Source organism: Alphaproteobacteria bacterium, from assembly GCA_030680745.1.
In the GTDB taxonomy this organism is placed as follows: domain Bacteria; phylum Pseudomonadota; class Alphaproteobacteria; order JAUXUR01; family JAUXUR01; genus JAUXUR01.
In genome coordinates, this window is sequence record JAUXUR010000045.1 from 44,430 (window position 1) to 56,698 (window position 12,269).

General features: G+C 35.8%; 14 protein-coding genes. 2 read left to right on the top strand and 12 right to left on the bottom strand.

Translation table 11 applies throughout. The features are described from left to right. Position 1: 1 nt before the first annotated feature. The 8 genes from flhB to petA form a co-directional block, all read right to left on the bottom strand. Positions 2-1,057 carry a flagellar biosynthesis protein FlhB gene (gene flhB, locus Q8L85_05005; GenBank protein ID MDP1724043.1) on the bottom strand — a complete coding sequence of 352 codons (1,056 nt, stop codon included), beginning with the start codon at positions 1,055-1,057 and terminating at the stop codon, positions 2-4. Then, positions 1,058-1,816 (bottom strand): flagellar biosynthetic protein FliR, encoded by a 759-nt coding sequence (locus Q8L85_05010; protein ID MDP1724044.1) that lies wholly within the window; start codon positions 1,814-1,816, stop codon positions 1,058-1,060. A gap of 32 nt (positions 1,817-1,848) precedes the next feature. Beyond that, entirely contained in the window at positions 1,849-2,115 is a 267-nt protein-coding gene (fliQ, locus tag Q8L85_05015; GenBank protein ID MDP1724045.1) for a flagellar biosynthesis protein FliQ, read from the bottom strand. Positions 2,116-2,136: 21 nt separating this feature from the next. Further along, the gene (locus tag Q8L85_05020; GenBank protein ID MDP1724046.1) at positions 2,137-2,439 is read right to left on the bottom strand and encodes a hypothetical protein; all 303 of its coding nucleotides are present in this window, start codon (positions 2,437-2,439) and stop codon (positions 2,137-2,139) included. A gap of 55 nt (positions 2,440-2,494) precedes the next feature. After that, the gene (gene flgC, locus Q8L85_05025) at positions 2,495-2,947 is read right to left on the bottom strand and encodes a flagellar basal body rod protein FlgC (GenBank protein MDP1724047.1); all 453 of its coding nucleotides are present in this window, start codon (positions 2,945-2,947) and stop codon (positions 2,495-2,497) included. 334 nt (positions 2,948-3,281) lie between these two features. Beyond that, complete coding sequence (locus tag Q8L85_05030; protein MDP1724048.1) at positions 3,282-4,037, bottom strand: cytochrome c1; 756 nt, start codon at positions 4,035-4,037, stop codon at positions 3,282-3,284. Further along, positions 4,030-5,286, bottom strand: a complete 1,257-nt coding sequence (locus tag Q8L85_05035; protein ID MDP1724049.1) for a cytochrome b/b6 — start codon at positions 5,284-5,286, stop codon at positions 4,030-4,032. Before Q8L85_05035 ends, Q8L85_05030 begins: the two co-directional genes overlap by 8 nt. Positions 5,287-5,299: 13 nt before the next feature. Continuing rightward, positions 5,300-5,848 carry a ubiquinol-cytochrome c reductase iron-sulfur subunit gene (petA, locus tag Q8L85_05040; GenBank protein MDP1724050.1) on the bottom strand — a complete coding sequence of 183 codons (549 nt, stop codon included), beginning with the start codon at positions 5,846-5,848 and terminating at the stop codon, positions 5,300-5,302. A gap of 280 nt (positions 5,849-6,128) precedes the next feature. Here petA and Q8L85_05045 point away from each other — a divergent pair, with 280 nt between their 5' ends. Continuing rightward, positions 6,129-6,590: a tRNA (cytidine(34)-2'-O)-methyltransferase gene (locus tag Q8L85_05045; GenBank protein MDP1724051.1), complete on the top strand. Its 462-nt coding sequence runs from the start codon at positions 6,129-6,131 to the stop codon at positions 6,588-6,590. Positions 6,591-6,713: 123 nt separating this feature from the next. Here the strand turns inward: Q8L85_05045 and Q8L85_05050 are convergent, their stop codons facing one another. Together Q8L85_05050 and Q8L85_05055 are read right to left on the bottom strand one after the other, a co-directional pair. Next, positions 6,714-7,676 (bottom strand): bifunctional GrpB family protein/GNAT family N-acetyltransferase, encoded by a 963-nt coding sequence (locus Q8L85_05050; protein ID MDP1724052.1) that lies wholly within the window; start codon positions 7,674-7,676, stop codon positions 6,714-6,716. Continuing rightward, entirely contained in the window at positions 7,660-8,655 is a 996-nt protein-coding gene (locus tag Q8L85_05055) for an aminoglycoside phosphotransferase family protein (protein MDP1724053.1), read from the bottom strand. Before Q8L85_05055 ends, Q8L85_05050 begins: the two co-directional genes overlap by 17 nt. 290 nt (positions 8,656-8,945) lie before the next feature. Between Q8L85_05055 and Q8L85_05060 the strand changes: the two genes are divergently transcribed. Continuing rightward, complete coding sequence (locus Q8L85_05060) at positions 8,946-9,473, top strand: DNA topology modulation protein (GenBank protein ID MDP1724054.1); 528 nt, start codon at positions 8,946-8,948, stop codon at positions 9,471-9,473. A gap of 188 nt (positions 9,474-9,661) precedes the next feature. Here Q8L85_05060 and Q8L85_05065 read toward each other — a convergent pair whose 3' ends face one another. Beyond that, the gene (locus Q8L85_05065) at positions 9,662-10,228 is read right to left on the bottom strand and encodes a hypothetical protein (protein MDP1724055.1); all 567 of its coding nucleotides are present in this window, start codon (positions 10,226-10,228) and stop codon (positions 9,662-9,664) included. A gap of 74 nt (positions 10,229-10,302) precedes the next feature. Continuing rightward, positions 10,303-12,003 (bottom strand): SulP family inorganic anion transporter, encoded by a 1,701-nt coding sequence (locus tag Q8L85_05070; protein ID MDP1724056.1) that lies wholly within the window; start codon positions 12,001-12,003, stop codon positions 10,303-10,305. Positions 12,004-12,269: the final 266 nt, after the last annotated feature.

The following is a 12,269-nucleotide window of genomic DNA, read 5'->3' on the forward strand; positions in this document are numbered from 1 at the left end:
TTTACATTTTAGGTAATTTGTTTTTAAGTTTCATGACGTAAACAATAATATCAGCAACTACTTTATAATGCTCTAAGGGTATTTCTTGATCCAGTTCGATTGTATATAAAGCACGTGCTAATGGCGGGTTTTCTACAAGCGGAATATGATGTTCTTCCGCTAATTCGCGAATTTTTGCAGCAACATATCCTTGTCCTTTTGCAACGACAACAGGTGCATTCATTTTTGTATGTTCGTATTTTAAAGCAATCGCGTAATGGGTTGGATTTGTAATAATAACATCAGCTTTAGGTACATTGGCCATCATTCTGTTGCGGATGCGCTCCATACGGATACGTCTTATTTTAGATTTAATAAGAGGATCCCCTTCAGATTCTTTATGCTCATCCTTAACTTCTTGTTTTGTCATACGTAGTGATTTTAAATATTCATAACGTTGGTAAAAAACGTCTAGAATAGCGACAACAACAACAATGCAAATAGTAATAATAAATAATGTTATTATATTTTCATAAAAAAAATGAACAAGATCAATTAAACTATACCAAATAAAACTTTCTGATTTTAAAACAGCGTCATAAACAATCATTGAAACAACTGACATTAATACAATGACATATGTCAGGCTTTTAATAAAATCAACCAAGTTTTTCAACGAAAATATGCGCTTCATTCCTTTAAATAGAGAAATTTTTTCTAATTTGGGCACAATTGATTTCATTGAAAAATGAAATTTATTTTCGTAAAATCCTAATGATAAAGCGATTATTAAAAGCGTGACTAAAGGTGTTGCGACCCAAAAAGCTATTTCAAGAATAATACTTGAAAGTGAAGACAAATAAAGTTCATGAGAAGATTCAATAAATAAACGTAAAATATTTTGAAGTTTTTGTGCTAAAAAAGGGAAATAAAAAGCGATTAAAAGACCTACAGCAAATAACATCACAAAATGACTAAGGTCTTTCGAATGCGGTGATTTACCATCTTCTTTTGATTTTTCGAGTCGCCTCGGGGTCGGCTCCTCGGTTTTCTGGGATTCATCTTGATCTTCAGCCATCTATCCCCTCCATACTTGACCTAAATTTTCTTTTATCTGAAGTTCATACCATGAAAATAAAGTTGCTAAACATAAAAATAAGACAAATGTACCTATTAAAAGTTGTAAAGGTGCAGCAATAAAGAAAATTTGAATTTGTGTCACAAGCCGGGACAAAATACCCATGCCAAGATAAAAAATAAGACTAACCACCAAAAAAGGTGCCGCAAAATAAACAGAAAGTTTAAATGTTTTTGAAACCATTTGAACAAAATGATCCGAAAATTCTGCTAATGGTGGTAAAAAACCTGGTTTAAAAATAGCATAACTATCAATTGTTCCGTATATAAATAAGTGATGTAAAGACAACGTAAAAATCAATAATAAACCTGTTAAGGATAAAAAGGCACTTATGATTGAAGCTTGTTGCGCTGATACGGGTGAATTAGACAATGCATTTGAAAAGCCAATGACTTGGGCAATGATAGCGCCAGCAGATTCAAGCAAATAGATAAATAATCTAGAAATAAAAGCTAAGAATAATCCAATGGCTAATTCGCCACTTAACAGTAAAACGAGTCCAAAAAAGTGAATTGGTTGTGCTGGCAAATAATCTTGAACCAATGGTTGAACAAAAATTGCCACAAGAATTGTCATAAAAACGCGTATTTGAGGTAAAACAAACTTTTCACCAAAACCAGGCGCAAAAAGAAAAATAGGAAAAAGTCTAAAGGCTACAAGAAGATAATAATAAAACTGAGTTGCAAAAAAATCAGACAAAAACTTACTTTCTAGTATGTATTAGGCCACTTTTAACCAGATTTAAGTATAAGCGCATATAGATGCTCGGTATATTCCTTAAGCGTTGAAATCATATAAGGCATTAAAAGAATAAGGGATAAAAAGATAAGGATGATTTTAGGTACAAAAGACAATGTCATTTCTTGCATTTGCGTCAATGCTTGAAGAAGCGATACAGAAAAACCAACAATAAGCGCAATGATAAGGACAGGGGCTGATACTTTAAGCAGCACCCAAATGGATTGCCGTGATATCTCTATAATTTCTAATTGCGTCATTCTGCGATCATCTTTTAGAAATTAACCCGCTTGAATATGGTATATTTCTTTAAACGTAGCAGTTGCTGTACTTAAAGTTTCCCGCACTGCTTTTAAACTTGTTTCAAGGTTTGCAGAAACGATTGCTAAATCAATTTCATTTCCAGCACCTTTGATTGATTTTGCACTTTCTATTTCGTATGCGTGTCCATCCTGCCTGAGGCTTTGAGCAGCTTCTGAAACCATATTTCCAAAACCTGAATGTTGATTAATATCCCTTGTGGCCCCAATATTAAGGTCAGAAATTGATGGGATTTGCGATGATGTAATGGGAGTAATAGCCATTTTTGAGTCTCGTTTTATATTTTGTTGTAACTACACACTTCTATTGCAGGAAAGGTTAAGTCTTAGACATAATCCCAATTGTTTTTTCAAACATTTCACGAATGATTTTAATCATACTCATATTTACATGGTGCGCGCGCATGGCTTCATTCATATCTTTTAATTCAATATGACGATTCACATTCGGTAATTTGATCATACCGTTTTCGTCCGCTGCAGGGTGACCTGGATCATATTCTTCACCAAAAGGCGTTGAATCAACACCAATCTTTTTTACGCTGACACGATGAACGCCTGTGCGTCTGTCAACATCAGATTTAAAGCTAATCGTTTTACGCGTATAAGGGTTTTCTTTGGCATTTGTACCCGTTGTATGGGCATTAGCTAAATTTTGGGCAACAACTTCAAGTCTTGACATCTGGACTTTCATGGCCGATGCGGACGTCTGCAATGCTTTCATTAACGGACTATTGTTAAATAAGATGGGTGAATTTCCAAAAGCGCTCATTTTCTACCCTAATTTTAAACGTGTTTTTTTAATGATGATCAATCATATCAGGATAATATGAGGATGCAAACTTATTTAGCGTATTGGTAATAGGTTATAGTTTTCAACCATAATCAATTCTGCACCCTGAATCCGCATTCAAGCCCAATAGGTTCTCATTGGTTCAGGGAAACATTCGAAAGAAAATTATATCTTTTGTGCGTATATACCCGATCGGTTTCAAAATGTGGGTAGAAAGATGAGTGGTGAATCACGCGGAGTGTATCTCTTCATACATGAGCATGGTGAATCCCGAAATCTGACGCCCTCCACAGTTTGAAAAAAGAAGGGTATATTAATCTTTGATATTCCGCCATACACGTCTTTTAGTGAAAAACATAAAAAGCGTTAGAATAATAAGGAAAAACATGACCTTAAAGCCTGTGCTTTTACGTTCTTCCATTTTGGGATCACCTGCCCATGTTAGGAAGGTTACAACATCTTTTGCATATTGCTCAACATTGGTAGGCGTTCCATCCGTATAATTCACCATACCTTCGTGAAGAGGCGCAATCATTGCGATTTGGCGTCCTGCAAAATATTTGTTGTAATGCATATTTTCGCCTAACTGAACTTCTTTTGGTGGTTCTGCATATCCAGTGAGAATTGCATGAAGATAATCTGGCCCATGGGCACGCGCTTTGACGATTAACGATAAATCTGGCGGTAATGAACCATTATTAGCTGCCTTTGCTGCCTTTTCATTAATATAAGGTGGCGCTATATGATCCGCTGCAATGCCTGGACGTTTGAAAATTTCACCTTCTTCAGTAAAGCCGTCACGTATTTCTTTTTCGGCAGCCAAAGCCTTAATTGTTTCAGGTGTGAACCCAATACCAGCCAAATGACGATAAGCTAAGTGATTGAGTGAATGACATGCGGCACAAACTTCGTGATACACCTGAAATCCACGTTGTAAAGCAGCACGGTCATAGGTACCAAAAATTGATTGGAATGACCAATTCATTTTGGGTGGATGTTCCGCATCACTTGCAAAAGCCTGTAGCGACATAAAAGCTAAAAACATCAATAGGATTGTTTTTTTAAACATTTTTAGCTCCTAACGCAGGTGTGCCAAGACTTGTGGGCAATGGCAACGTTTTTTCGTATTTCGCCAAAAGAGGAAGAACACCCAAGAAGTGGAAGAAATAATAAAAAGTTGCAATTTGGCTAATCAAGATGTTGGGTAATCCAAATGTATGACCATCTGTTGGTAAAGCACCCATATACCCAAGAACGCAACAATTGGCCAAAAAGATCCAAAAGGAAATTTTAAATATTGGTCTAAAAGTACCACTTCTTACTTTTGAACGATCAAGCCAAGGTAAAACAAAAAGAATGAGGATAGAGGCAAACATTAAGAAGATGCCCCCCCAACGCCAAGGAATAGAACGTACAATGGCATAAAAGGGTAGGAAATACCATTCAGGCACAATGTGAGGTGGTGTCACCATTGGATTTGCGGGAATATAATTATCAGGCTCGTTAAAGAATTCAGGCGCGTAAAATACGATCGATAAAAAGACTAAGAAAAAGACGCCCAAACCAAAAAAATCTTTGATCGTGTAATAAGGATGAAAAGGAATTTTTTCTTTAGGATTTTTTAAATCAATCCCCAAAGGATTGTTCGATCCATGTTTATGAAGTGCTACAAGATGAAGGATGACAACGCCAACAATAACGAAAGGTAAAAGGTAATGTAACGAGAAAAAACGATTTAAAGTTGCATTGCTAACGGAAAAATCACCCCAAAGAAGCTGTAAAATACCATTTTCAAGTCCCGGGAAGAAAGAAGCAACCAGTTTAGTAATAACCGTCGCACCCCAAAAGCTCATTTGCCCCCAAGGCAATACATAACCCATAAAAGCTGTAGCCATCATTAAAAGAAGGATAACAACGCCTAAAATCCATAATAATTCGCGCGGTGATTTATATGAACCGTAATAAAGGCCTCTGAACATATGCAGATAGACGACGATGAAAAACATAGAGGCGCCGTTCATATGGATATAACGCAAAAGCCATCCATGATTCACGTCTCGCATAATACGGTCAACACTTTCAAAAGCGTGTTGGGAATGGGGTGTATAATACATCGCTAAAAATATGCCAGACAGCATCATAACGACAAGGCAAACACCTGCAAGCGAGCCAAAATTCCACCAATAACTTAAATTTTTAGGCGTCGGGTATTCTTCCAATGAATGACGCATAAACGTAAAGATGGGTAAACGATCATCGACCCAGTTTTGAAATCGACCCCATTTTGTCTCGGGTTCTAAAGTTTGTATACCTGACATTTAAGATTTCCTTCTAACCAATCAATAGTGTTTTTTCATTGGTAAATTGATAAGGTGGAATTGCAAGATTATGAGGCGCTGGACCTTTACGAATACGACCAGACGTATCGTAATGCGAGCCATGACAAGGACATAGCCAGCCACCGAAATCGCCTTTAGAATCGCTTGCTTTATTGCCAGGCACACAACCCAAATGGGTGCAAACACCTACAAGAACAAGCCATTCATCTTTGTCTTTTTTCGTGCGATCTTCGTCTTTTTCAGGATCAGGCAATGTTTTAATATCAACAGCGCGCGCTATTTTAATTTCTTCTTCTGTGCGTCTGCGAATAAAAACCGGACTACCACGCCACATTGCTGTGATTGCTTGACCTACAGCAATTTGAGAAATATCAATTTCTGTTGTCGATAATGCAAGAACATCGGCTGCAGGATTCATGCTATCAATAAAAGGCCAAATAGCAGCACCTGCTGCAACAGCGCCCATCGCAGCAGTCGTCAAATAAAGAAAATCTCTTTTCGTTTCTTGTATTTTTTCAGTAGGATCAATTTCGCGCTTCATTAACATACCCTTCTCCTGAAACTAAGCTCTTTAAAGCTTCTAATGGTAAGTGAATTGTCTTTTTTTTTCAGCTGTAAAGCAACAAAAAATTAGGTATTATCTGTAAGATAAAATCAAACTGTTGCAAAGACGTATTACTACTCAAATTATGGGCAAATTCGTCGTCAGGCCTGCGCATTCCTGTACTCATGTACGAAGAAGTACATTCCGTTCCGGTTCTCGCTCTTTCTAGACTTTACCTCATAATTTGAGTAGTATGTCATTATTAAGGAGTGAGTTTATGCATATAGTACTTTACCAACCTGACATTCCTCAAAATACAGGTACAATTTTAAGACTTGCTGCTTGCTTAAATCTTACCGTTGATATTATTGAGCCTTGCGGCTTTGTCTGGGATGATGCCAAATTAAAACGCTCTGGTATGGATTACCTTGATCAAGTCAATGTGAAAAAACATATGTCCTGGGATGTTTATCTGAAACAACGAGATACAAATAGACGTTTGATACTTTTAACAACTAAATCAGATGTAGTGTACACGAAATGTGATTTTTCGCCTTTTGATGATTTGGTTTTGGGCAGTGAAAGTAAAGGTGCGCCAATCGACATTCATGAAAAAGCAGATTTAAGACTTGCAATTCCAATGAATCCAAATGCACGCTCTTTAAATGTTGCAATATCTTGTGCGCTTGTCGTGGGTGAAGCCTTGCGTCAATTGGATGCTTTTCCTAGAAGTGCTTAATTTATTTATATAGTTGATAGACTTGAGGAGTAGACAAGGAACAACGAACGAAGTGTATCCCTATATACATGAGTGAGGCGAGACGATGTATCCTTCCAATGTCTATCGACTATGGTACCCTTATTAAAATTTTTTTCCGATTGCTATATCATTGTTGCACATTTCTTGTATGGAATCCTCGTGATTTTCAGGATCCGCGAAAGGCATTTTATTATAATGATGCTTGCAATAAAAAGGGTAAGCCTCAGGCGACGACTCGATATGCAATATCTTGATATTTTGTTGTTTAAGCCATTTTTCAATAAGAATCAAAAATTCGCTTCCATACCCTTTATGCCGATGTATTTCATCAATCACAATGATGCGTAAAGCGGCTTTCGCATCTGGCCAAAATTGAATATGAGCATACCCAATAATGTCAACGCCTTTATAAAGAACAAAGTGAACATTATCTTTATGATCAAAGGTCCAAAGGTAAGGATCTTCTATTGGTATTTTATCAAAGAAGTATTTTTGGCGAAATAGTTTAGCGGTCTCAATTTCTGTATGATGCATACAACGCATGAATCTAATTCGGTTAAATCCAGCTTGCTTTAATATAGTGCGAATAAAATCATCTTTACCTAAATTATACCCTGTAAAAGATGCTTTGTTTTTCTCAAAAGAAGAGGGATTTTTTAAAAGGTTAGTCTTAAGAAATGCATATGCATTCATGGACTCGTGGTGATCACGTAAGTAATCTCTAAACAAAAGATTAAGTTCTATTTCGGGGTGATTCTCTTCATAAACATGAAGATTCACATCTATCGGTTTCTTTTTATTAAAATATAAACGCATGGGGATATTGTATTCCCCTTTATATAAATAACCCAAAGATTCAAGAGAAATAATTGCTTTTTCTCGATCTTTGACAGCCATGATAATATCAATCACTGGTTTTGCAGTAAGCCCTTTAACCGATGTTGAGCCAATATGATGAATAGCAACGCAATTATCACCCAAAATTTCACGTATATTCGTGGCAACAGCTTCAAACATTAAGGGCCATTCTGGATTATACGATACGACTTCAATGTGTTTTTTCATGAAATTCATCCAATTTATGAATAAAAAATGTAATAAGGTCTACAATATCAGCCGATTGATTGGGACGTTCCTCAGCTGGGTGCCTAATAAAACAATCTAACAATGATCCAATATTAAGTAAATGTGTTTTTATACGCCAATTTTTAGGAAGAATCACGTTATTTTGTTTTAAGCTTTGTAAAAAGGATTCTTCATAAATCGTGGGCATATGATGTGCATAACGCAACATATTAGCGATATCTTGAAGAAAAGATCCAGAAAAAGCAAATTCCCAATCCAAAATGCCCGTAATTTTCCAATGATTATCAATAAGATCAACTAAAATATTGGCAGGATCATAATCGCCATGGACAAGACTTTTTTCATTAAGATCTATTGGTTCATCTTTATATGCATCAACATAATAGGCTATTTTTGCACAATTTTCATCGCCAATATGTTTTAAAACAATCGTGTTCTTTAAACATTTCTTTATAAAATCATGCTCGGTATTTTCTGCATCAAAAGGCATGACATTAAGATCTTTATCGAAAAAACCTGCAGATTCAAATTGAATTTTTTGTATTTTTGATAGATAGAAACCTGCTTCTGTCATTAGGCTTTTTATATCGTGCGGTGTATTACTTAACAAAAGATCTCTTAATGTCATACCTTTTATAAAGGTAACAATTGCAAAACGATAATCATTATAATCACCAATGGCATAAATTTGGGGTATAGGAACGATATCTTTAAGCAAATTCCCAATTTTTTGTTCGCGAAAAGCTGCATCCTTGTCCCGCATATAAATTCTTAAAATATATGGCGCGTTAACATCATCTAACATAATTTTGATATTTAAATTAGCGCAACCACCTGAAATAACTTCATAAGATAATAATTTTGATTTTGGAAACACCAACTTTACTATTTTTTCTATAATTGTTTTCTGAATGGTAATCTGTTGATTTGTTTTTTCGTGATTCATTTTAAACGTCATTTTTTAAGACCTAGAACATATGAAAGATTAAATTTAAAGTTAATTTTGACTTTTTTAAAGCTTTTTTATATTATGTTTAAACACCTTGCAAAAAAGGTAACGCCTCAAGACTCCCCTTTTCCACTTCCCCCGGCAAAACCCATGTAATCCATAAGGCATTTGAAAAGATTCGTTAAATATTTAAATTATCCTTTTTCACTATGGACCCCGCGGTCAAGCCGCGGGGCGTAGGAGGGGAGAGGCCTAAATTTTCTCCCTCCTAAGGCGTTACAAAAAAAAGAAATACAATAATGTCATTGATTCTTCCTTCAAAAATTATGATTTTTGGCAGACCTGGTGGCGGGAAATCTACTTTTGCGCGCATGCTTTCAAAATTAACGAACATTCCTGTACATCATCTGGATCGTCATTTTTATCTACCGAATTGGGTGGAGCGCGATTATCAAGAATTTTTAGACATTCAACAATCAATTGTTGAAACAGATCGTTGGATTATTGATGGCAATAATACAAAATCTTTAGAAATACGATATAAAAATGCCGATCTTGTTTTATATTTCAATTACCCAAAATTGACTTGTTATTGGCGCGTTCTTAAACGCTTTTTAACGAAAAAAGAAAATAGTGAAGATCGCGCCTTTGGTTGCCCAGAAAATATTCGTTGGTGTTTATTAAAATATATGTGGCATTTCGAAGAACGTGTAAAATATCAACTTACAAAATTTCAAAAAGAATATCCTAAGGTTCAATTTGTAGAAATTCGTTCAGATAGTGATCTAAAAAATGTAAAAAAGAAATTTTTTGCTTATAGTCGATAGACATTGGAAGGAAACATCGTCATGCCTCGCTCGTGTATATAAGGATACAATTCGCTCGTTCTTTCTTGTCTACGCCTCAAGTCTATTGACTATAGAATATAAAAAAGGGTCTAAATAAATACTAAATAGACCCTCTTTTTTTAGATTTAATAAAAGATATTTATAAATTCTTTTATTGAAAGTTTAGCCTATTGTGCTGGCTGTGCGTTTGGATCTGCTGGTGCTGGTGTTGTTTTCGATGGTAATAAAACAGAGGTTCCAACAGCAAGTGCCGTGGAAATAGCTCCACCTACAACAGCTTCTTTTGCAGCTTGTTGAACACCAGGATTAGATACGAGTCCTTTAACAACACCTATAGCACTACTTACAAGAGTGCTAGCATGAGAAGCAACCGTACTAACAACTTTACTTGCAACAGATGCTAAAGTCGAAAAAATACTAAGCGTTGCAGGATCATCAGCAAGACCTTCTACAACTTTCTTTTCTAGATTAGGATCAGAATGCAATTCATCAGTAGCAGCTACATGCACATTAGTTCGTAACTTTCCTATTGGCACCATTTTATTGTTAGGGAGCACTTTATATTGTTGTGCTTGAAATAATGTTACAACACCTTTAGTATCGGCATGATTAACGTCATCATGTTTTGCATTATGATCGACTTTAAATCTTTGTGCTTGATCTGCAAATGCAGAAAAGCTTGATGTCATTAATATTGTCGCAAAAGCTAGAGATAGACATAATTTTGTTTTCATTTAGTCCTCCTGAGTTTTTTTTTGTTTGGTTCTTATCTAATCAATTGTAACATAGATTTTTTTCTTGAACAATATTAACTAACATTTTTTGTGGTTAAGGAAAGATTAAAAACAATATCTATGGCTTCAGCGTAATCTGAGGAAAAATATATATTATCTTTATGGTTCATCTCAATATTTTGAATAAGTTTTTTTACTTTATCCTGAACGCTGCTTAATATAATCGTGACATTACAAGCTTCAGCGTGCAAAAAAAAATCATTCAATCGCGCAAGGCCCGAGGCATCAATCATTGGCACGTCGCGCATTCTTAAAATTAAAATTTCGACACCTTGATCCATACGATCAATTAAATCTTTCATTGGAATTGTCATACCAAAAAAGAAAGGACCTTGAATTTTATAAATTTCAACATTTTTAGGAATATTTTTACCAAAATGTTTTGAAATTTCTTGATTTTCATCATCGTCCTTTAGCGACTTGTTAATATTTTTAATAATAGCCAGTTCACTCATTCTGCGTGTAAAAAGCAAGGATGACAAAATAATGCCAATCGAAATAGCAAAGGTTAAATCTACAAATACAGTCAGCAAAAAAGTTAAAATTAGAATTAAAATATCAGATTTTGGTGCTTTAAAAATAAATTTAAAATTTTCAATCTCACTCATATTTAGTGCAACTATAACAAGAATGGCTGCAAGTGATGCTAAGGGTAACCATTGTGCTAAAGGCGCTACAAGCAACATCATCAACAATAAAAAAATTGCATGCAACATGCCTGCTATGGGGCTTCTTGCGCCTGCCCTAATATTTGTAGCTGTGCGCGCTATGGCCCCTGTTGCAGGTAATCCCGCAAAACAAGCTGATCCAATATTAGCAATACCTTGAGCGATAAGTTCGGCATCAGATCGATGACGTGCACCCGTCATACCATCGGCAATGACCGCCGATAATAATGATTCAATCCCTGCTAAAAACGCGATGGTAAAGGCTGAGGGCAGTAATGTTATGCATTTGCTCCAGGTGAAATCAGGCAAAGATGGTTGGGGTAGACTTGATGAAATAACACCAAATTCAGTACCGATTGTGGCCACTGGTAAATTAAAAAACCAAACACAAAGGGCACCGAATGTAACCACAATTAAAAAATAAGGACCCCTTGGCCAAAAATGGCGGCCCAAAAACAAAAGGGCTAAACTGATAAGCGAAAGGGCAATGGCTGGCAAATGCACCGTATCTATTTTTTTAAAATACATTTCCCATTTGGGTATAAAATCACCAGGTAATTTTGTAATTTGTAGCCCTAAAAGATCTTTAATTTGACTTGAAAAAATAATAACGGCAATGCCGGCCGTAAAACCTGTAATAACCGGAAAAGGAATATATTTAATGATGCTTCCAAATCTGCAAAGCCCAAAGATAATCAGTAAAACACCCGCCATGATCGTGGCTATTAAAAGACCATCATATCCATGGCTTTCAATAATATGATAAACAATGACAACAAAGGCGCCTGTGGGGCCGCCAATTTGATAACGCGATCCACCTAAAAAGGAAATTAGAAACCCTGCAATAATAGCGGTTATGATGCCTTTATCAGGTGTTGACCCAGACGCAATCGCAAGTGCCATAGATAAAGGAAGCGCAACAATCGCAACTGTCAACCCTGCCATAAAATCTGCTTTAAAATGGTTAAATTTATAGCCTTCTTTTAAAACAGTCCATATTTTGGGTGTAAACGCTAATGGATTAAAAAATTGTACTAAACGTTTCATGATGTTGCCTGATAACAAAGGGGGATGTTGATTTACATTGTACACCTTATGAATTCCAAAAAGTAAGAAAAAAATAATATGATCTTACAGGTAAAGTACCCGAATTTAAAAGCGTGTTTTTATGAACAAACTTAATAAAAATCTGTCCATATATAGAATTCTTTCGAAACTCGCTAATGTGAGGCTCGTGATAGAAGATTCGGCACGGAAGACCACAGTGTATTCTTCATACATGAGGATCTGAGTGCCGAAGCGACGCATCAATC

Bases quoted from the DNA above. Each gene is read 5' to 3' on its own strand.
- flgC (MDP1724047.1), bottom strand. From the start codon at position 2,947: ATGAGCGCTTTTGGAAATTCACCCATCTTATTTAACAATAGTCCGTTA.
- fliQ (MDP1724045.1), bottom strand. From the start codon at position 2,115: ATGACGCAATTAGAAATTATAGAGATATCACGGCAATCCATTTGGGTG.
- flhB (MDP1724043.1), bottom strand. From the start codon at position 1,057: ATGGCTGAAGATCAAGATGAATCCCAGAAAACCGAGGAGCCGACCCCG.
- Q8L85_05055 (MDP1724053.1), bottom strand. From the start codon at position 8,655: ATGACGTTTAAAATGAATCACGAAAAAACAAATCAACAGATTACCATT.
- Q8L85_05065 (MDP1724055.1), bottom strand. From the start codon at position 10,228: ATGAAAACAAAATTATGTCTATCTCTAGCTTTTGCGACAATATTAATG.
- Q8L85_05045 (MDP1724051.1), top strand. From the start codon at position 6,129: ATGCATATAGTACTTTACCAACCTGACATTCCTCAAAATACAGGTACA.
- Q8L85_05020 (MDP1724046.1), bottom strand. From the start codon at position 2,439: ATGGCTATTACTCCCATTACATCATCGCAAATCCCATCAATTTCTGAC.
- Q8L85_05050 (MDP1724052.1), bottom strand. From the start codon at position 7,676: ATGAAAAAACACATTGAAGTCGTATCGTATAATCCAGAATGGCCCTTA.
- Q8L85_05035 (MDP1724049.1), bottom strand. From the start codon at position 5,286: ATGTCAGGTATACAAACTTTAGAACCCGAGACAAAATGGGGTCGATTT.
- Q8L85_05070 (MDP1724056.1), bottom strand. From the start codon at position 12,003: ATGAAACGTTTAGTACAATTTTTTAATCCATTAGCGTTTACACCCAAA.
- Q8L85_05030 (MDP1724048.1), bottom strand. From the start codon at position 4,037: ATGTTTAAAAAAACAATCCTATTGATGTTTTTAGCTTTTATGTCGCTA.
- Q8L85_05060 (MDP1724054.1), top strand. From the start codon at position 8,946: ATGTCATTGATTCTTCCTTCAAAAATTATGATTTTTGGCAGACCTGGT.
- petA (MDP1724050.1), bottom strand. From the start codon at position 5,848: ATGAAGCGCGAAATTGATCCTACTGAAAAAATACAAGAAACGAAAAGA.